20 protein-coding genes and 1 tRNA gene are annotated in these 19739 nt (G+C 32.4%); 11 read left to right on the top strand and 10 right to left on the bottom strand.

Going from position 1 to position 19739, the window contains the following annotated elements:
* Positions 1-45 precede the first annotated feature (45 nt).
* The 3 genes from asnS to Q0807_RS09755 all read left to right on the top strand — a co-directional run bounded on the left by asnS (position 46) and on the right by Q0807_RS09755 (position 3654).
* On the top strand, positions 46-1491 hold the full coding sequence (asnS, locus tag Q0807_RS09765; protein ID WP_299109136.1) for an asparagine--tRNA ligase: 1446 nt from the start codon (positions 46-48) through the stop codon (positions 1489-1491).
* A 77-nt stretch (positions 1492-1568) separates the two neighbouring features.
* Positions 1569-3035, top strand: coding sequence for an RNA polymerase factor sigma-54 (gene rpoN / locus Q0807_RS09760; protein ID WP_299109134.1), 1467 nt, complete (start codon positions 1569-1571; stop codon positions 3033-3035).
* Between the two features lie 10 nt (positions 3036-3045).
* Entirely contained in the window at positions 3046-3654 is a 609-nt protein-coding gene (locus Q0807_RS09755; RefSeq protein ID WP_299109132.1) for a hypothetical protein, read from the top strand.
* Here Q0807_RS09755 and Q0807_RS09750 read toward each other — a convergent pair.
* The 8 genes from Q0807_RS09750 to Q0807_RS09715 form a co-directional block, all read right to left on the bottom strand.
* On the bottom strand, positions 3649-4347 hold the full coding sequence (locus Q0807_RS09750; protein ID WP_299109129.1) for a porin family protein: 699 nt from the start codon (positions 4345-4347) through the stop codon (positions 3649-3651). The genes Q0807_RS09755 and Q0807_RS09750 overlap by 6 nt on opposite strands.
* Positions 4348-4442: 95 nt before the next feature.
* A complete protein-coding gene (locus tag Q0807_RS09745; protein WP_299109128.1) occupies positions 4443-4907 on the bottom strand; it encodes a biopolymer transporter ExbD in 465 nt (154 codons plus the stop codon).
* Positions 4908-4918: 11 nt separating this feature from the next.
* Positions 4919-5554, bottom strand: a complete 636-nt coding sequence (locus tag Q0807_RS09740; protein WP_299109126.1) for a biopolymer transporter ExbD — start codon at positions 5552-5554, stop codon at positions 4919-4921.
* A gap of 6 nt (positions 5555-5560) precedes the next feature.
* Positions 5561-6007, bottom strand: a complete 447-nt coding sequence (locus Q0807_RS09735; protein WP_299109124.1) for a hypothetical protein — start codon at positions 6005-6007, stop codon at positions 5561-5563.
* Between the two features lie 11 nt (positions 6008-6018).
* Complete coding sequence (locus Q0807_RS09730; protein WP_299109121.1) at positions 6019-6786, bottom strand: MotA/TolQ/ExbB proton channel family protein; 768 nt, start codon at positions 6784-6786, stop codon at positions 6019-6021.
* A gap of 76 nt (positions 6787-6862) precedes the next feature.
* Positions 6863-6950, bottom strand: a tRNA-Ser gene (locus Q0807_RS09725).
* 74 nt (positions 6951-7024) lie between these two features.
* Positions 7025-8053: an asparaginase gene (locus Q0807_RS09720; RefSeq protein WP_299109117.1), complete on the bottom strand. Its 1029-nt coding sequence runs from the start codon at positions 8051-8053 to the stop codon at positions 7025-7027.
* Positions 8054-8821 carry a TatD family hydrolase gene (locus Q0807_RS09715; RefSeq protein WP_299109113.1) on the bottom strand — a complete coding sequence of 256 codons (768 nt, stop codon included), beginning with the start codon at positions 8819-8821 and terminating at the stop codon, positions 8054-8056.
* Positions 8822-8857: 36 nt separating this feature from the next.
* Between Q0807_RS09715 and Q0807_RS09710 the strand changes: the two genes are divergently transcribed.
* Together Q0807_RS09710 and Q0807_RS09705 are read left to right on the top strand one after the other, a co-directional pair.
* Complete coding sequence (locus Q0807_RS09710) at positions 8858-9298, top strand: retropepsin-like aspartic protease (RefSeq protein ID WP_299109110.1); 441 nt, start codon at positions 8858-8860, stop codon at positions 9296-9298.
* 65 nt (positions 9299-9363) lie between these two features.
* On the top strand, positions 9364-9987 hold the full coding sequence (locus Q0807_RS09705) for a response regulator transcription factor (RefSeq protein ID WP_299109107.1): 624 nt from the start codon (positions 9364-9366) through the stop codon (positions 9985-9987).
* Between the two features lie 531 nt (positions 9988-10518).
* On the opposite strand, the gene odhB is transcribed toward Q0807_RS09705, so the two are convergent.
* Together odhB and Q0807_RS09695 are read right to left on the bottom strand one after the other, a co-directional pair.
* Positions 10519-11733 carry a 2-oxoglutarate dehydrogenase complex dihydrolipoyllysine-residue succinyltransferase gene (gene odhB, locus Q0807_RS09700; protein ID WP_299109105.1) on the bottom strand — a complete coding sequence of 405 codons (1215 nt, stop codon included), beginning with the start codon at positions 11731-11733 and terminating at the stop codon, positions 10519-10521.
* A gap of 43 nt (positions 11734-11776) precedes the next feature.
* Positions 11777-14536 (bottom strand): 2-oxoglutarate dehydrogenase E1 component, encoded by a 2760-nt coding sequence (locus Q0807_RS09695; RefSeq protein WP_299109103.1) that lies wholly within the window; start codon positions 14534-14536, stop codon positions 11777-11779.
* Between the two features lie 164 nt (positions 14537-14700).
* Between Q0807_RS09695 and Q0807_RS09690 the strand changes: the two genes are divergently transcribed.
* From Q0807_RS09690 to Q0807_RS09665, 6 genes are all read left to right on the top strand, one after another.
* Positions 14701-15192 (top strand): alpha-ketoglutarate decarboxylase, encoded by a 492-nt coding sequence (locus tag Q0807_RS09690; RefSeq protein WP_299109102.1) that lies wholly within the window; start codon positions 14701-14703, stop codon positions 15190-15192.
* Between the two features lie 252 nt (positions 15193-15444).
* Entirely contained in the window at positions 15445-15930 is a 486-nt protein-coding gene (locus tag Q0807_RS09685; protein WP_299109100.1) for a cytochrome c, read from the top strand.
* A gap of 6 nt (positions 15931-15936) precedes the next feature.
* Positions 15937-16503 (top strand): fasciclin domain-containing protein, encoded by a 567-nt coding sequence (locus tag Q0807_RS09680; protein WP_299109098.1) that lies wholly within the window; start codon positions 15937-15939, stop codon positions 16501-16503.
* A 28-nt stretch (positions 16504-16531) separates the two neighbouring features.
* The gene (nosZ, locus tag Q0807_RS09675) at positions 16532-18502 is read left to right on the top strand and encodes a Sec-dependent nitrous-oxide reductase (RefSeq protein WP_299109095.1); all 1971 of its coding nucleotides are present in this window, start codon (positions 16532-16534) and stop codon (positions 18500-18502) included.
* Positions 18503-18653: 151 nt separating this feature from the next.
* The gene (locus Q0807_RS09670) at positions 18654-19274 is read left to right on the top strand and encodes a hypothetical protein (protein ID WP_299109093.1); all 621 of its coding nucleotides are present in this window, start codon (positions 18654-18656) and stop codon (positions 19272-19274) included.
* A gap of 26 nt (positions 19275-19300) precedes the next feature.
* Positions 19301-19738: a nitrous oxide reductase accessory protein NosL gene (locus Q0807_RS09665; protein ID WP_299109091.1), complete on the top strand. Its 438-nt coding sequence runs from the start codon at positions 19301-19303 to the stop codon at positions 19736-19738.
* Position 19739 lies beyond the last annotated feature (1 nt).

The raw sequence follows: 19739 nt of genomic DNA, 5'->3' as shown, positions 1-19739 counted from the left end.
TTTACTTGGTATCATATATATTAGCATACAAAATAATTAAAAAAAATGACTTCAAAAACTGTAGCGGAATTATTATCGCAAGATGGAACCTTACAAGATGTGACTCTTAAAGGTTGGGTAAGAACTTTTAGAGCAAACCGATTTATTGCTTTAAATGATGGTTCAACTATAAATAATATACAATGTGTTGTTGATTTTGAAAATTTTGACGAAGCCCTTTTAAAACGTGTTACTACAGGAGCTGCAGTGCATGTAACCGGAGAATTGGTTGAAAGTCAAGGAAAAGGACAGTCTGTTGAAATCGTTGTAAAAACATTAGAGATTTTAGGAGATTCTGACCCTGAAACATATCCTATACAGCCAAAGAAACACACTTTTGAATTTTTAAGAGCAAATGCTCATTTACGTACAAGAACAAATACGTTTAGTGCTGTAATGCGCTTACGCTCGTCTTTATCATTTGCTGTTCATAAATATTTTAATGAGAATGGCTTTAACTATATGCACACACCTATTGTAACCGGAAGTGATGCTGAAGGTGCAGGTGAAATGTTTAAAGTAACAAATTTAGACGCAAAAAATCCACCATTAAATGACGATGGTTCAATAAATTATAAAGAAGACTTCTTCGGAAAAGAAACTAACTTAACTGTTTCTGGTCAGTTAGAAGCTGAAACTTATGCGATGTCTTTAGGTAAAGTTTACACTTTTGGACCAACATTTAGAGCCGAAAATTCTAATACAACCCGTCATTTAGCAGAATTCTGGATGATAGAACCAGAAGTTGCTTTTATGGATTTAGCTGGCAACATGGATTTAGCTGAAGATTTTATGAAATCTGTTTTAAGTTATGTTCTTGAAAAAAATAGAGAAGATTTAGAGTTTTTAGATAAGCGTTTATTAGACGAAGAGAAAACAAAACCTCAAACAGAACGCAGCGACATGAGTTTAATTGAAAAAATTAAGTTCGTCATAGACAACAACTTTAAACGTGTAAGTTATACTGAAGCAATAGATATACTTAGAAACTGTAAACCAAATAAGAAGAAGAAATTTAAATATATCATTGAAGAATGGGGAGCAGATTTACAATCTGAGCACGAACGATTCTTAGTAGAAAAGCACTTTAAATGTCCTGTAATTTTATTTGATTATCCGGCAAACATCAAAGCATTTTACATGCGTTTAAATGAGCCAGACAGTGAAGGAAGAGAAACAGTAAGAGCCATGGATATTTTATTTCCAGGTATTGGTGAAATGGTTGGAGGTTCTCAAAGAGAAGAACGTTTAGACGTTTTAAAAGAAAAAATGAAAGCCTTAGATATATCTGAAGAAGAATTATGGTGGTATTTAGATTTACGTAAATACGGAACTGCAGTTCACTCTGGTTTTGGATTAGGTTTTGAACGTTTAGTAATGTTCGCAACAGGAATGGGTAATATTAGAGATGTCATTCCTTATCCAAGAACACCACAGAACGCTGAATTTTAATTGTTAAATGATAATCCTGATAGGTTTTAGAAACCTGTCAGGTTTTTTTTATTACATTTATAATCAACAGAAATTTTATGTCCCTAAAGCAGTTTTTATCATTTAAGCTCTCACAAAAGCTTTCGCCACAGCAGATTCAACTTATGAAGTTGATTCAGTTACCTACACAAGCCTTTGAGCAACGTTTAAAGCAAGAGTTAGAAGAAAACCCTGCCTTAGACACAGGCAAAGAATCCGAAGCGTCAGAAGACAACCTAGACGAATTTGATAATTCTGAGGAGACTTATGATGACAACGAAACTATTGAAGCAGATGATATTAATATTGATGAATATCTAAGCGACGATGAAATACCAGAATATCGTACACAAGCTAATAATTATAGTGCTGATGATGAAGATAAATCTGTACCATATGCTGCCGGAACATCTTTTACACAACATTTAACAAATCAATTAAATACCTTTCGTTTATCTAATCAAGAAGAAGAAATTGCCTATTTCTTAGTTGGTAGTGTAGATGAAAGTGGTTATATACGTCGCTCTCTCTCTGATATTACTGATGACTTAGCTTTTACTCAAAATGTATATACAACTGAAGAGGAGGTTGAAAAAGTATTACAAATTGTACATCAATTAGATCCTGCAGGTGTTGGTGCTCGTAATCTTCAAGAGTGCTTAAGTATTCAATTACACAGAAAGGAACAGCGTCCTGATGTTGAAATGGCAACAGCTATTATAGATAAGGCTTTTGATCAATTTACAAAAAAGCATTATAAAAAATTAATGCAAAAATTTAACATTGATGAAGAACAACTCAAAGATGCTGTAGAACAAATAGAACATCTTAACCCTAAACCTGGCGGTTCTTACGCTGGCAATAATAAAATTGTTCAACATATTGTACCAGATTTTGCTATTAAGATTGTAAATGGTGAATTAGAGTTAACTCTTAATGGTAGAAATGCTCCAGAATTGCATGTATCAAGAGAATACAACAACATGCTTAAAGGGTATAAAGAGACTAAAGAGAAATCTAAATCTCAAAAGGATGCTGTAATGTTTATTAAGCAAAAGTTAGATGCCGCAAAATGGTTTATTGAAGCGGTTAGGCAACGTCAGCAAACATTGTTTATTACTATGAGCTCAATTATGCATTATCAGAAGGAATATTTCTTAACGGGTGATGAACGTAATTTGCGTCCTATGATTTTAAAGGATATTGCAGACGAAATTGAAATGGATGTCTCTACCATTTCTCGTGTTGCAAATAGTAAATATGTAGATACACCTTATGGCACCAAATTAATTAAAGAATTCTTCTCAGAATCTATGACTAATGACCAAGGTGAAGAAGTCTCAACTAGAGAAATTAAAAAGATTCTTGAAACCGTAATTGAAGAAGAAAGCAAAAAGAAACCTTTAACTGATGAAGCACTTTCTAAAATTCTAAAAGAAAAAGGATATCCTATAGCTAGACGTACGGTTGCAAAATATAGAGAACAATTAGATATACCTGTGGCACGTTTAAGAAAGGAACTTTAATAAGCCTTGGATGAAAAATTTTATTTTAAAGAGTATATCGTTTGTATTTCATCCTTTAATCATGCCCTTATTGGGTGTGCTGTTTTATTTTTCTAAAACGCCTCGATATATTCCTGAGCCAGTAATGAAGGCTAAAATATTTTCTATAGTAATTCTTACTATTATATTACCTATTCTACTTTTCTTTTTGTTAAAGACCATCAATAAGGTTAATTCAATCTACCTAAAGAGTACAAAGGAACGCTTAATACCCTTATTTATTAATTGTGTAATTATCATATTAATTCTAATTAGAGTATTACCACCAAGTGAAATTATAGCTTTATTCTATTTCTTTTTAGGAATATTATTTTCAACTTTTATCTGCTTTGTATTCGCCGTTTTTAAGATAAAGGCGAGTATTCATATGATTGCAGCTGCAGGCTTTTTTATGTTCGCTATTAATATAGGTGTTCATTACCATATAAATATCAATGGTACTATTGCACTTATGATGATAATTTTAGGAGCAATTGCGACGTCGCGTTTACATTTAAAGGCACACACCAATCAAGAATTAATATTAGGAATATTTACAGGCTTTACACCTCAGCTTATTCTTCTAAATTATTGGTTATAGAATATAAAACATTAGTCCTATCTTAAGGGATTTCATATCAATTGTGCTATTGTCTAATTTAGAATTAGAATCGAAAATTGGATTAAGACCATAATATAAATGAAAATTCCATGTGCTATAACCAGCGCTAAGTGTGAACCCGTATTGAATTTTTTCAAAACCATCAATGTTAGAAAGTTCAGAATTCGTAACGTCACTTTTAAACTTTACACTATTATAGAGTAGATAACCCACTTTAAAACCTGTATAGATTCTCCAAAAGTTATAATCCTCGGCATTAGATGTTCTCCATCTCAACTCAAAAGGTACTTCAACTAAATAGGTTGTAAACTTGTTTTTAGAAACGTTATAGTCATCTTCATCTATAATACTAAATACCACCTCATTATTTGTTTTTTCAATAAGGATGTTTTTGAGATTGTAAGAATTAGAAGAAAGCCCTAATCCTAATCCGAGTGCTATATTCCTTTTTTTATTAATAGGCATATCTCTAATAAAACCAAAATGAAAACCAGAAGAAAACCCACTTTGTTTAACTCCAGATGGCTTATCATTAATTAAGTTATAGGTAGCTGAGGCATAGAATTGATCCTCTCTATAGCTCTCGTCTGCTTCGGTATCTTTAAATTTATCACTTTGCGAAAATCCAAAAAAACCAAATAATGTAAGTAAAAGAAAAACCAAAACTTTCATGCTGATAAAGCTACAAAATCTTTAATATCTATTAAACAAAAAAACGTCCTGATTACTCAGAACGTTTTATCTATAAAATTAAGAATATTATTTATTTAATTCTCAGTTTTTGTATTTGCAATGTACATTACTTTTAATGCATTTGCTTTACGTAATTCTTGCTTAATATCAGAAACTAAACCAGCGTTAGTATCTTTATCGACTTTTAAACCAATAACAACTTTACTCTGTAAATCTTCATTAAGTTCTGAAATAGCTTGTATAACCGAAGCTCTTACATCTTCAACACCAATGAAAGCATCATTAAATTGAATTCTAGGCTCAGTACCAAATTGCTTATATTGAGCATTTGGTTTACCACCATATATAAAAACGGTTCTATCCTTTTTTAATTTTTCAACTTGATCTGCACTTGGCAAACTATTTTCAATCATCAAAGAACTATCACGCATTACTGTAGCTACCATAAAAAAGAAAAGTAACATAAATACAATATCTGGAAGTGAAGCCGTTGAAATCGCTGGCAATTCACCTTTATCTTTATTTCTAAATTTAGACATATTTGTTTCTTTTAATTTTTATCAGGTTCTGCTTCAGACAACTTCATAGGAAATAATTTCTTAACGGTTTCTATACGCTCGTTAAGAACATCATCCTTACTATATTGATTCTTCTCCTTCTCTTCTAACATTGCAGTAAAAACTTTTTCTGCATTTGGATAATACTTTTGATATAGTCTTGCCGCTTCACGTTCTCTTAAGATGTTATAAGCTGCTACTAATTCGTTTTGTACATCCATGTACTGTTCGTAAGAAGTTTCTCTGTCATGCTTCATAGAGATAATTGCCTTGTCAGGGTGGTCAGAAGAATCTGATAAACCTTTCCCTTTACAATATGTACAAGATTCTCCTGCTGCATTTGTACTTCCTCCATTATCTAAGAAATCAATTGCTGCTTGTCTCAAATCCTTTATATCCATTTGTTCTTCTTCGACTAACAATTGGTTATTACGATTTATTAAAACAGTAAATAAATTCTTTTGTTTAATAATTGGCGGCTCAACTTGCGAGTCATCAATAGGTGGCAAACTTCTTAATAAACCTTTATCCTTTTCAATAGTTGTTGTTACTAAGAAAAAGATAAGTAATAAGAAGGCAATGTCAGCCATTGATCCTGCATTTACTTCGGGTGCTGCTCTCTTTGCCATATTACTCTATTTACTAATTAATTTCTTTGCAGCTGCAAAAACCATTGCTACTGCGGCAACTGCCAACAATAAATAAAAAGCTGTTAAACCAGCTCCTACTAATTGTGAAGTACTATCCGTTGCGAAACCACCTTCTTGAAGTGCATATTTCATAACGTCTCCACCAGAAACAACATAAGATATAAGTAATACAGCAGCAAATGCTCCAACACCTATTAAAGTGTTTTTAAGGCCAGCAGTATTTGTAAATAAGTTTTTTAATACAAAAAACAATACAAATGCTAATACTAAAGCCAAAATGACATATGCTATATAAGCCATTGGATCTACTAGGCCATCTTCTCCACCTGTCTTTATAGCTTCATCTCCTGCTGCTACAATTCGCACTAAGAAAATGATACCTAAAAAACCGAGTATAGCTACTAGTATTTTTGATATAGTTTTAAAATTCATAATTTAAAATCTTATTTTTTGTGTTTCACTAATAAATCCATCAAAGTAATTGATGCATCTTCCATATCATTTACAATGCTATCAATTTTAGCAATGATATAATTATAAAAAATCTGAAGTATAATAGCTACTATAAGACCAAATACTGTTGTTAAAAGTGCTACTTTAATACCACCTGCTACTAATGAAGGGTTCATATCACCTGCAGCTTCAATTTTATCAAAGGCAGAAATCATACCAATTACCGTACCCATGAAACCAAGCATTGGTGCTAAAGCGATAAATAATGAAATCCAAGAAACATTCTTCTCTAATTGTCCCATTTGTACACCACCATAAGCTACAACAGCTTTTTCTGCAGCATCAATATCTTCATCGGCTCTGTCTAAACCTTGATAGAATATAGAAGCAACAGGTCCTTTTGTATTTCTACAAACTTCCTTTGCAGCTTCAATACCACCTGAATTTAGTGCATCTTCTACATTTTGAGTTAATTTTTTAGTGTTTGTTGTAGAAAGGTTTAAAAAGATAATTCTCTCAATAGCTATCGCTAATCCAAGAATTAAACAAAGTAGTACGATACCCATAAAGCCTGGACCACCTTCTATAAAACGTTTCTTTAATTCTTGGTGAAACGTCAAGTCTTCTGCCGCTGGCTCTTCTTGAGTTACACTTGTTACAGTTGCTGTTGCACTTGCAAACGCTGTTGTTGCATTGGCATTAACAGTTCCGATGGCCATTAAAAATGTTATGGCAAGGATAGAAAATAATCTTTTCATTGTTCTGAATCTTAATTTTATTAGTTAAAGTGTTAAAGATAAAAAAAATATTGCAATTATCGCATAAAAATATCAGCAGAGAGGAAGGGATTCGAACCCTCGATACCCTTTTGGAGTATACACACTTTCCAGGCGTGCGCCTTCGACCACTCGGCCACCTCTCTATATATTCATTAAAAAATTACAGACTGCCAAATAACGAAAAAAACTTCAAACCCTAAAATTTATAACATTATTTTTAAGACATTTCTCCTCTTAACGATTTCTCAAAATAATATTGAAATTGTTGAGCATCTAAATTTTCACCTAAAAGGTACATCATTTTTGCTATAGCAGCTTCTGTAGTAATATCTTTTCCTGAAATTATACCAATAGTTTTTAATTGCGAACTCGTTTCGTATTGTCCCATGTTTACGCTACCTCTAACACATTGCGTAACATTTACAATATGTAAACCATTAGTAATCGCTTTTTTTAATAAATCTATAAACCAAGATTCTGTGGTAGCATTGCCAGAACCATAAGTTTCTATAATAAGTCCTTTTATTAATTTACTTGTTAGGACAGCTTCACAGATTGCTCTAGATATTCCTGGAAATAATTTTAATACACCTATATCAGAATCCATTGCGGTCCGCACAATTAGTTTTGAATTGGATTTTGGTTTCAATAAATATTCTGAATTCACTTTTAAATGCACTCCAGATTCCGCAAGATTTGGATAATTTAAAGACTCAAATGCTTCAAAATGCTCCGCACTTAATTTAGTAGTTCTATTTCCTCGATATAATTTGTATTCAAAATAGAGACCAACTTCTCTTATTATTGGCTGTCCATCTTTTTGTAAAGATGCCATTTCAATTGATGTAATCAGGTTTTCTTTCGCATCAGTTCTCAAATCTCCTATTGGTAATTGCGACCCTGTTAATATTACAGGTTTTGCCAAATTCTCGAACATAAAACTTAATGCCGAAGCAGTGTAACTCATTGTATCACTACCATGAAGCACCACAAACCCATCAAATTTCGAATAATTATCTCTTATAATTGTTGCAATCTCTATCCAATATTTAGGACTCATATTGGAAGAATCAATCGGATGCTCAAAAGAAATGGTTTCAATTGAACAATCTAACAAACGTAGTTCTGGAATTTTGACAAGTAAACTCGTAAAGTCGAATGCTTTTAATACGCCTGTATCAGCATCTTTTATCATACCAATAGTTCCACCAGTATATACTAATAGGATGTGAGGTTGTTTTATCATTTAGATTCCGAATATAGCTTTTGAATTTTCTGTAGTAATGTCAGCAATTTCTTCCACGCTTTTGCCATAAAGTTGCGATAATTTTTCTAATACTTTATATATATATGAACTTTCATTTCGTTTTCCTCTAAAAGGTTTTGGCGCTAAATAAGGTGAATCCGTTTCTAAAACAATGTGCTTCAAGTCTATTTGATTTACAAATTCGTCTATTTTGCCATTTTTAAACGTTACCACACCTCCAATTCCTAATTTCATGTTATAAGAAATAGCTTTTTTCGCTTGTTCAAGATTGCCTGTGAAGCAGTGAAAAATCCCTAATAAATCATCCGATTTCTCTTCTTCTAACACATCAAAAATTTCGTCAAATGCTTCTCTACAATGAATAACTATAGGTAACTTATACTTTTTGGCTAAATTAATTTGATGCTTAAAAGCTTCTATTTGAATTTCTAATGTAGACTTATCCCAATATAAATCAATTCCTATTTCCCCAATAGCACAAAAAGTTCTGTTAGATAATTGTTCTTCAACATGAGCTAATTCGTCTTTATAATTTTCTTTTACGGAAGTTGGATGCAAACCCATCATTAAAAACACGTGCTCTGTAAAGTCTTTTTCAAGTTGAAGCATTGACTCTGTATAGCTGGAATCTATAGCCGGAATAAAAAAACGTTTTACGCCTAATTTAATAGCTCTCTCGACCATTTCGGCTCTGTCATCATCAAAAGCATCACTATATAAATGTGTATGTGTATCTGTTATTATCATTTTGTAAAAGTAAGTTATATTTACAAAAATTGAAAAATGGAAACACTCAAAGACTTCCTTCAAAACAAAGGCTATTCTAAGATTAAATTAAAATTTACAAAAACCAATCATTTTGAAATTAAAGCTTCAATTAATGGCATTAAAGGTCGTTTTATCTTAGATACAGGAGCATCAAATAGTTGTGTTGGTTTTGAAGCCATTGAGCGGTTTAACCTAAAGGTAAAAGATTCTGAGATTAAAGCTGTTGGTGCTGGCGCTTCTGATATGATGACTCAAATTTCAAAATCTAATATTATTAAAGTTGGTAAATGGAAAAAGAGTAGAGTTTCTCTAATTTTATTTAATCTTTCGCATGTTAACAATGGCCTAATAAATCATAATGCAGAACCTGTAGATGGTATTATAGGTGCGGATGTTTTAAAAAAAGGGAAAGCAATTATTGATTACGAAAAGAAAAACTTGTATTTAAAGTTATAATTTATTCTAAAAACTAACGATTCTTGCTATCTTTAAATTTAATACTTCATTGAATTAATAGCAAAATGGACCCTAAAATTATTATCGCAGATGACCATCCGCTTGTACTAAAAGGATTAAAAGATTTTTTAATTGAAAAGAATTTTAATGTCCTTGCAACTGCAAAAAACGGAAAAGAAGCGCTTACATTAATAAAAGCACACGCTCCAGATATAGCCGTCTTAGATATAAAAATGCCTTTTCTTACTGGCATTCAAATAGCAGAGAAGTGTAAAACCGATGATATCTCTACCAAAATTATTCTTATAACGTTTGAAAAAGACGAAAAAACATATAATGAAGCAAGGGCTTTAGGCGTATATGGATATGTTTTAAAAGAATTTGCTTTAGAAGAAATTGAAAATTGTATCTCCTCAGTAATTAACGATAAAGCATATTTTAGTCCAGAATTGATTTCTTACATAGAAATAAACCAAGGACCATCAAAATTAAAGACACTAACCGAAGCCGAAACTAAGGTTCTTAAGCTTGTTGGAGATAACAAAACAGCTTCAGAAATAGCAAAAGAGCTATTTATTTCGTCTAGAACAGTAGAAAAGCATAAAAGTCACATTAGAAAAAAACTCGCACTTAGCTCAAAATCAACGAGTTTGTATTTGTTCGCGAAAGAAAATTCAAGATATCTCTAAATATACGTAGATCTACGTATAGTATTGCATCAAAATATTTAAGACCTTTACCCTAGTGATTAAGTTTTATCAATTTAATCATGGTTATTAATTAAGGGTTAATAACGAGCTAATAGTTAGTTCTTAGGGGATTATTAAAGCCTCGAACATTTGTTCGAGGCTTTTTCATTAAAAAAAGTCAAAAAATACGTAGATCTACGTATTGTATTGCTTCATATTTATTTGCAATTTTACATCAGCTATTAATTCAATACTTCAAGTTAAATTATTAATGCTCTGAATTATACAAGTTATAGTTCAGAGCTTTTAAAACAATTAAAACTATGGAAACAATTAAAAATGAATCATCAAAACGAGACAAAATCTTTATCGCTTTACTAATCGTTAGCTCTGTCGTCGTAATATCCGCCAATATCGCTGTGAATTTTTTTAGTTAAATAAAGCAGTTAGTTGTTCTTTTATTAGTTAGTTAGGAACAAAAAAGCGCAATTCTAATAGAATTGCGCTTTTTATATTTTATATAATTTAGACTTACATTTCTAAAGCCTTCTTTACATTATTATCCATTAATAATTCTTCCGGGTTTTCTAATGCTTCTTTTACTGCTACTAAGAATCCTACAGACTCTTTTCCATCAATAATTCTGTGATCATAAGATAAAGCGACATACATCATAGGATGAATTTCAACTTTTCCATCCACAGCAATAGGACGTTGTATAATATTATGCATTCCTAAAATTCCACTTTGAGGAGGATTAATAATAGGTGTAGATAACATACTACCAAAGACACCACCATTTGTAATAGTAAATGTTCCACCTGTCATTTCATCAACAGTTATTTGACCATCTCTAGCTCTTAATGCTAAACGTTTTACTTCAGACTCAACACCTCTAAAGGTTAAATTTTCAGCATTTCTAATTACAGGTACCATTAATCCTTTAGGACCAGATACTGCAATACTAATATCAACAAAATCGTATGTTAACATTTGTTTTCCGTCTATCATAGAGTTAACAGCAGGATACATTTTTAATGCTCTCACAACCGCTAAAGAAAAGAAGCTCATAAACCCAAGACTCACGCCATGTTTTGCTTTAAAGTCTTCTTTATATTGTTTACGTAGTTCAAAAATTGGTGTCATATTAACCTCATTAAATGTGGTTAACATTGCCGTTGTATTTTTAGCCTCAACTAAACGTTCTGCTACTTTACGACGTAACATTGACATTTTACTGTGTGTTGTTCCCCTGTTTCCTCCTGTTGGAGTTCCCATTGATGGTACAGCGTTTACAGCATCTTCTTGTGTTATTCTTCCTGCTTTTCCTGTTCCAGAAACTGAGCTTGCATCAATTCCTTTTTCAGCTAAAACTTTTTTAGCAGCAGGACTCGCAGTTCCTGTAGCATAAGTTTTAGTTTCTGCTGCAGCTGGTTGAGACTCTTCCTTTTTAGGAGCTTCCTCTTTTTTAGCTTCTTTTGCAGGCGCTTCACCACCTTCTGGTTTAGCAGCACCTGTATCAATTAAACATACAATCGCACCAACAGCAACAGCATCTCCTTCTTCTGCTTTTAGTGTTATTGTCCCACTAGCTTCTGCTGGCAACTCTAAAGTTGCTTTATCACTATCTACTTCAGCAATGGCTTGATCCTTTTCTACGTAATCTCCATCTTCCACTAACCATTCTGCAATTTCTACCTCAGTAATTGATTCGCCTGGCGAAGGCACTTTCATTTCTAAAATCATGGGCTTTATTTTTGTTTAAGCTCTAATTTGAGTTGTTTTATTTTTATCTCTGGTTGTTTTTGGTTTTATCAAAAACGTAATCTATAACTTCTTTATGTCTAATTTTAGAACGGGTAGAACTACCAGCTGCTGGTGCACCATAAGGTCTTCTACTTGCTGCTCTAAATTGTTTTGCTTCATCTAAATGCATCAAAATATGACTATAAGCTCCCATATTTCTCGGTTCTTCTTGAGCCCAAACTAAATCATCCGCATTTTTATATTTCTTAATAACTGCTCTAATCTCTTTTGCAGGTAGAGGGAATAATTGTTCTACTCTTACCAATGCAATATCTTCTCTCCCTTGTTGCTCTTGCTCTTCTAATAAGTCATAATAGAATTTACCTGTAACAAAAACTAAAGTTTTCACTTTATCTGCCTTTGCAGTAGCATCATCAATTAACATTTGGAAACTTCCGTTTGCAAATTCATCTACAGTAGATACTACTTTAGGGTGACGCAATAAACTCTTTGGTGTAAAGACGATTAATGGTTTTCTGAAATTAGCTTTCATTTGCTTACGTAACAAATGAAACATATTTGCTGGTGTTGTACAATCTGCAATAAACATATTGTCTTTTGCACACATTTGTAAATAACGCTCCATACGACCAGAAGAATGCTCTGCTCCTTGACCTTCATAACCGTGAGGTAATAACATTACCAAACCATTTTGAGTCTTCCATTTATCTTCACCAGAAGAAATATATTGATCTAACATTATTTGGGCTCCATTACTGAAATCTCCAAATTGTGCTTCCCAAATAACTAATGAATTAGGACTTGCCATGGCATAACCATAATCAAAACCTACAACACCATATTCTGATAATAATGAATTAAATATGTTGAATTGACCTTGGTCTTTAGAAACATTTTTAAGTAAAATTATTTCTTCTTCACTATCCTCTACTTTAACTACAGCATGACGATGCGAAAATGTACCACGTTCTACATCCTGACCAGAAATTCTAATATCAAAACCTTCAGATAATAATGAACCATAAGCTAAATGCTCTGCCATTGCCCAATCTAATCTGTTTTCATCAAACATTGTTTGACGCGATTCAATTAATCTCTGAATCTTGCGAATAAACTTCTTATCAGATGGTAAATTAGAAATAACCTTAGTAATATCTTTTAGCACTTCTTTAGACACAGTTGTATCTACAGGTTCTACCATTTTACTTTCTGTAACTCTCGTAAAACCTTTCCACTCCTCTTGCATAAAAGCAGTAATCTCAGTTTTATCTTCTTTACGAGAATCTTCTAATTTCTCCTCTAATGATTCTTTATATCGTTTTTCTATATGCTTTACATAACCATCAGTTATTACACCTTCATCAAGTAAGCGTTGTGCATAAATATCTCTTGGATTTTTATGCTTTGCAATAGCCTTATATAAAAGTGGTTGTGTAAATTTAGGCTCATCACCTTCATTATGTCCATATTTTCTATAACCTAATAAGTCAATAAAGACATCGCGTTTAAATTTCATTCTAAAATGAAGTGCAAAAAGTGCAGCGTGAACTACAGCTTCGGCATCATCAGAATTAACATGAAGAACTGGCGATAAAGTTACTTTTGCTACATCTGTACAATAGGTACTAGAACGAGCATCTAAATAATTGGTTGTAAAACCAATTTGGTTATTAACGACAATATGAATGGTTCCATTAGTTTTATAACCATCTAATTTTGCCATTTGCACAACTTCGTAAACTAAGCCTTGTCCTGCAATAGCAGCATCACCATGAACAACAATAGGAAGTACTTGTGAAGCGTCTGTTATTTCGTCTTTATCTTGTTTTGCTCTCGCAATACCTTGCACTACAGCTCCAACAGTTTCTAAGTGAGAAGGGTTAGGAGCAATATTTAGATTAATTTTTTTGTTATTGTAGGTTTCACGATTGCTGGTCCAACCTAAGTGATATTTCACATCACCATCAAATACTTTTTCTTCGTAATCTTTTCCGTCAAACTCACTAAAGATATCTTTTGCAGATTTCCCAAAGATATTTGTTAATGTACTTAAACGACCTCTGTGAGCCATTCCCATTACAAACTCTTTTACACCTTCATCAGCTGCTTTTTCAATAATAGCATCTACTGCAGGAATTAAAGATTCGTTTCCTTCTAAAGAAAAACGTTTTTGACCAACATATTTAGTATGAAGAAACGATTCAAAAGAAACCGCTTGATTCAACTTTTTTAGAATGTACTTTTTTTCATCCGTTGTAAATAACGAATGATTATCATTAACATTCAATTTATTCTGAATCCATTTTATCTCTTCTGGTTGTCTAATATACATATACTCTATACCAATAGAATCGCAATAAATACTTTCTAAATGGTCTATAATAGTTTGTAATGTAGCATTAGAACCTAAGCCTAAAACTTCACCAGCAGAAAAAGCCGACTGCAAATCATTTTCAGTTAATCCGAAGTTTTCTATTTCGAGAGTAGGCGCATATTTACGTCTGGCTCTAACCGGATTTGTTTTTGTAAACAAATGACCTCTACTTCTATAACCGTCAATAAGTTTTAAAATTTGAAATTCTTTTTGAATCTGTTCTGGTATCTGTGCAGAAACACCTTCAACAATTTCGCCTTCTATTCCATAATTTTCTGAACCAAAATCGTAACCTTGAAAAAAGGCACGCCAGCTTGGTTCTACAGAATCTGGGTTTTTTAAATATTGGTCGTATAAATCAGCAAAGTATGCTGTATGTGCTGCGTTGAGAAAGGAATATTTATCCATTATACTTTTTGAGACGTTGTCGTTTCAACATAATTTATTCAAAAATACAACTTTTACTAAAAATAGATAAGGTTTTATTATATTTATAACAAATTGAAAAAACAATTATGACTATCACAAATTTCAAGCATTTCTGCAACATTAAAACTAAATTAAGTATTCTTTTGCTATGTTTTTTTACTTTATTTTCATTTGCGCAAGATTCTAAAACTAAAAGTGAATTTTGGAATAACGTAGAATTTGGAGGTGGTTTAGGTTTAAATTTTGGAGATGGTTATTTTAGCACAACTGTTTCTCCCAACGCATTATATAGATTTAGTCCATATATAGCAACAGGTGTTGGTTTAAATTTCTCATATAGCTCCCAAAAAAACATCTTTAAATCTACAGTTTTAGGTGCAAGCGTTATAGGGTTATTTAATCCATACGAACTGGTGCAAATATCAACTGAGTTTGAACAATTACACGTAAGTAGAAATTTTAACGAAAACTTTGTTTCAAATGCTGATGATGATTATTGGTACCCTGCATTATTCTTAGGTCTTGGCTACTCTAGTAATAATGTTACTATTGGTATCAGATACGACGTACTTTACAATGAAGACAAGAGCATCTATTCTGAAGCTTGGATGCCTTTTGTACGATTTTACTTTTAAGCAACTCAATCTTTTCTAGCACTAAATTTTAACCATATTCAACTAAATATGGTGACATTCACTTATTTAATTATTTTTCTATCCTTCTACGCTATAGTGTAATTTACATATAACACCCTCAAAACATACATCTTACACTCATTTTTTCTTTACAAATGTTTTAAATAGGACATATTTATCCTATTTATGATAATTATCATGTTTTTTAAGTTAAATCAAATTTAAATTTGCCCAAACTTAAATCTTTAGACAATGAAAAAATCACTAAAATTTTTAACAATGATCGCTATAGCAACTTTAGTTAGTTGTGGAGGTGGTGACAAAAAGAAAGAAGAACCAGGCTACGGTAAAAAAGAACCTGTAAAAACTGAGAAGAAAGAACCCGCTTCTAAACGAATTGAACTTTCTAATAAAGGAGTCGGACCAATAACATCTGTAACGTTAGCAGCAGAAATTAATCAAGAGATGGCTAAACACGGAATGGATGTTTACACAAAAATGTGTACGGCCTGCCATAAAGCAGACAAAAAATTCATTGGACCTGCACCAACCGGCATTTTATCTAGAAGAAGTCCAGAATGGGTAATGAATATGATTTTGAATCCTGAAGAAATGATTAAACAAGATCCATTAGCTCAAGATTTATTATTAGAATTTAATGGTGCACCAATGGCAAACCAACATCTTACAGAAGAAGAAGCGAGAGCTGTATTAGAATATTTTAGAACCTTAAAATGATAATTTATGAAACTAACCAAAAACCTGTTTATAGTTTTTACAATTGTGGCTCTTTTTAGCTCATGTAAAGATGCGAACAAAGACGCTTCAACCACGTCATCAGAAGTAAAAACAGAATCTACAGAACGAACTGGCCAAGCCTTTATTGAAGATGATGGTAGTACTACAGTTTTAAGTATTGCTATTGGATCTAAAGACCACACTACTTTAGTTGCTGCAGTGCAAGCTGCTCAATTAGAAAATGCTTTAGTAAATGCAGGACCATTAATGGTATTTGCTCCTACAAATGAAGCATTTGCAGCCTTACCTGAAGGAACAGTAGTGAATTTACTAAAACCAGAAAATAAAGATGCTTTAGCTAATATCTTAAAGTATCATGTGACACCTGGTAACTATTCTAAAGACTTTTTAAAGAAATTCAAAAAACTTGGTCAAGCTAATAATGGCTATGTAAAAGTTGAAGTAGTAGATGAAGAACCAATGATTGGAGGAGCTAAAATATTGGCTAGCATAAAAGCTGGTAACGGAATTGTCCATGTAATAGACAAAGTTTTATTACCTCCAACAGAATAATTAATAACTAACTTAATATTTAAACAAAATGAAAAATATAATAACATCAAGTATTGCAATGCTCGTTATCCTTTTAGGATTTACCAGTTGTAATAATGGTAACCAATCTGGCGGTAAGTCTGGAGCGTTGTCTAACAATATTGCAGAAAAAGTATACGTAGCACCAGGAGAATACGATTCACATTACGCATTCATTTCGGGTGGATATAGTGGTAACATTACTGTTTACGGATTACCATCTGGTAGAATGTTTAAAGAAATCCCAGTATTCTCTCAATTTGCAACTTCTGGTTATGGTTATTCTGAAGAAACGAAACCAATGTTAAACACATCTCACGGATTTGTACCTTGGGGAGATTCTCACCATCCAGATATTTCTCAATCAAAAGGAGAGTTAGATGGTCGTTGGGTTTTTATAAATGAAAACAACACACCTCGTATTGCAAGAATTAGTCTTACCACATTTGAAACCGAAGAAATTATTGAGGTTCCAAATAGTGCTGGTAATCATAGTTCTTCATTTGTAACAGAAAACACAGAATACGTAGTTGCAGGAACACGTTTTTCTGTTCCAATTCCACAACGTGATATGCCAATTAAAGATTACAAAGGTAACTTTCAAGGTGCCTTATCTTTTATAAGTGTAGCACCAGAAACTGGTAACATGGATATTAAATTCCAGGTATTAATGCCAGGTTTTAACTACGATTTATCACATCCTGGACGTGGAAAATCTCACGGTTGGTTCTTCTTTACAACATATAATACTGAAGAAGCTAGCACATTATTAGAAGTTAACGCTTCACAAAATGATAAAGATTTTATCGCAGCTGTAAACTGGAAAAAAATTGAAGAGTACGTTAATAATGGTGGTGGAAAAATGATGCCAGCTAATTACGCTCACAATCTTTATGATGAGCATACTCATACAGCAACTTCTACTATGAAAAAAGAAGTACGTGTTGTTAACCCTATTGATGTTCCTGGAGCTGTTTATTTTATTCCAACACCAAAATCACCACATGGTTGTGATGTAGACCCTTCTGGAGAATACATTGTAGGTAATGGTAAACTTTCTGCAAACTTAACAGTGCATTCATTTACAAAAATGTTAGATGCTATTGAAAAAGAGAAATTTGCAGGTGAAGCTTACGGCATTCCAATTTTAAACTTTGAAGATGTTTTAGCTGGCGTTGTAGAGCAACCAGGATTAGGACCATTACACACAGAGTTTGATGGAAAAGGAAACGCATATACTACATTCTTTATATCTTCTGAAGTTGTAAAATGGAAAATAGGAACATGGGAAGTTATAGATAGAAAACCTACATATTACTCTGTTGGTCACTTAACAATTCCTGGAGGAAATTCTGGAAAACCACAAGGTAAATACATGTTTGCAATGAATAAAATAACAAAAGACCGTTATTTACCAACAGGTCCAGAAATGGAACATAGTGCACAGTTATATGATATCTCTGGAGATAAAATGGAATTACTTTTAGATTTCCCGACACATGGAGAGCCACATTATGCTGCTGCAATGGAAGCAAGTATCATTAAAGAACAATCTCAAAAAATCTATAAGTTAGCAGATAACAAGCATCCATATGCTGCAAAATCTGATGCTGATACTAAAGTAGTAAGAAACGGAAACGAAGTACATATCTATATGACGACAATTAGAAGTCACTTCTCACCAGATAACATTGAAGGTGTAAAAGTAGGAGACAAAGTATATTTCCACGTTACTAATTTAGAGCAAGATTTTGATGTACCACATGGATTTGCGGTCCTTGGTCAAAACAATTCAGAATTACTTATAATGCCAGGACAAACAAAGTCATCGGTTTGGGAACCTAAACAAGTTGGTGTTTGGCCATTCTATTGTACAGATTTCTGTTCTGCATTACACCAAGAGATGCAAGGTTACATAAGAGTTTCTGCTGCAGATTCAGATGTGCCAATTAAGTGGTCTCTAGGAGAAGATATTGAGTAAATTAATTTGAAGAATTAGAGAAATTTTGTTTTAGTGTTTATTTCTCTAATTAAGGCGAGAGTTGAGTTTTCGCTCTCGCCTTTCTTTTTTAAAACACTTTATTCTGTTTACGCAGAAACCTCACTGAAAAGAATACTAAATATTACAAATCATGAAAAAGGCTAGCATTATAATGATAATTGGTTCATTACTGTTATTAGGACTTTTTAAATTTCCTTTATGGAACATTATGCTTGGAGCACCTCAATATCCTGACCCTTTAGGAATGAACATTCATATTGATGGTATAAAAGGTGTATCTGAATTTGATTTACAAAATATTGACGGATTAAATCATTATATTGGGATGAAAACCATTCCAAAAGCTGAAGAAATGTGGGAATTCTCAGTCTTTCCCAAAGTAATATTCGGCATGGTCTTGTTAGGAATTGTTATTGGTCTGTTAGGATTTTTTAATAAAGTAAGTTATAAATATTTTATAGGCTGGTTTGTTTTAATGTCTATTTTAGGAGTGTTAGGTATGTACGATTTTAATAATTGGTTAGCAGATTATGGTGGCAATTTAGATCCACACGCTATTATAAAAGTAACAAACCCAGATGGCACACCAATGTCATACAAACCACCATTAATAGGTTTTAAAAAACTTTTAAATTTTGATGTTACTTCATTACCTCATACAGGAGGATATTTAATGTTTATTGGTATGTCTTTAACGCTTGTTTCTTTTTGGCTAGGCCGAAAAACGAGTTTAAAGAAAACAACATCCTAGTATTACATTATTAAAACACTAAAAAAATGAAAACACTAAAACACTATTCAATACTTACATTACTACTAATTTTTTCAAGTTGTAATGTATCACCAAAACCCATAGAATATGGAAGCGATGGTTGTCACTTTTGTAAAATGACCATTGTAGATAAAGTACATGCTACAGAGTTTATTACCAAAAAAGGTAAAGTTTATAAATTTGATGCAACAGAATGTATGATTAATTATTTCGATGAATTTGATACGTCGGAAATAGAATTATACCTCACTAATTATTTTTCTAAACCTGAAGCATTAACAGACGCTACTAAAGCAACATATTTAATAAGTAAAAACATCCCAAGTCCAATGGGAGCGTTTTTAACAGCTTTCGAGAATAAATCTGAAGCAGAAAAAATACAAGCAGAAAAAGGCGGAAAACTCTATTCATGGACAGAATTACTAGCACATTTTAAAGACTAGT

The organism is uncultured Winogradskyella sp., from assembly GCF_947495255.1.
Lineage (GTDB): Bacteria > Bacteroidota > Bacteroidia > Flavobacteriales > Flavobacteriaceae > Winogradskyella.
This window is presented reverse-complemented; position numbering and strand designations above follow the sequence as displayed.

Coding starts and splice junctions, on each gene's coding strand:
- Q0807_RS09715 (WP_299109113.1), bottom strand. CDS start 8,821: ATGATAATAACAGATACACATACACATTTATATAGTGATGCTTTTGAT.
- Q0807_RS09705 (WP_299109107.1), top strand. CDS start 9,364: ATGGACCCTAAAATTATTATCGCAGATGACCATCCGCTTGTACTAAAA.
- Q0807_RS09710 (WP_299109110.1), top strand. CDS start 8,858: ATGGAAACACTCAAAGACTTCCTTCAAAACAAAGGCTATTCTAAGATT.
- Q0807_RS09720 (WP_299109117.1), bottom strand. CDS start 8,053: ATGATAAAACAACCTCACATCCTATTAGTATATACTGGTGGAACTATT.
- Q0807_RS09695 (WP_299109103.1), bottom strand. CDS start 14,536: ATGGATAAATATTCCTTTCTCAACGCAGCACATACAGCATACTTTGCT.
- rpoN (WP_299109134.1), top strand. CDS start 1,569: ATGTCCCTAAAGCAGTTTTTATCATTTAAGCTCTCACAAAAGCTTTCG.
- Q0807_RS09665 (WP_299109091.1), top strand. CDS start 19,301: ATGAAAACACTAAAACACTATTCAATACTTACATTACTACTAATTTTT.
- Q0807_RS09685 (WP_299109100.1), top strand. CDS start 15,445: ATGAAAAAATCACTAAAATTTTTAACAATGATCGCTATAGCAACTTTA.
- asnS (WP_299109136.1), top strand. CDS start 46: ATGACTTCAAAAACTGTAGCGGAATTATTATCGCAAGATGGAACCTTA.
- Q0807_RS09745 (WP_299109128.1), bottom strand. CDS start 4,907: ATGTCTAAATTTAGAAATAAAGATAAAGGTGAATTGCCAGCGATTTCA.
- Q0807_RS09735 (WP_299109124.1), bottom strand. CDS start 6,007: ATGAATTTTAAAACTATATCAAAAATACTAGTAGCTATACTCGGTTTT.
- Q0807_RS09750 (WP_299109129.1), bottom strand. CDS start 4,347: ATGAAAGTTTTGGTTTTTCTTTTACTTACATTATTTGGTTTTTTTGGA.
- Q0807_RS09670 (WP_299109093.1), top strand. CDS start 18,654: ATGAAAAAGGCTAGCATTATAATGATAATTGGTTCATTACTGTTATTA.
- Q0807_RS09755 (WP_299109132.1), top strand. CDS start 3,046: ATGAAAAATTTTATTTTAAAGAGTATATCGTTTGTATTTCATCCTTTA.
- Q0807_RS09680 (WP_299109098.1), top strand. CDS start 15,937: ATGAAACTAACCAAAAACCTGTTTATAGTTTTTACAATTGTGGCTCTT.
- Q0807_RS09730 (WP_299109121.1), bottom strand. CDS start 6,786: ATGAAAAGATTATTTTCTATCCTTGCCATAACATTTTTAATGGCCATC.
- odhB (WP_299109105.1), bottom strand. CDS start 11,733: ATGATTTTAGAAATGAAAGTGCCTTCGCCAGGCGAATCAATTACTGAG.
- nosZ (WP_299109095.1), top strand. CDS start 16,532: ATGAAAAATATAATAACATCAAGTATTGCAATGCTCGTTATCCTTTTA.
- Q0807_RS09740 (WP_299109126.1), bottom strand. CDS start 5,554: ATGGCAAAGAGAGCAGCACCCGAAGTAAATGCAGGATCAATGGCTGAC.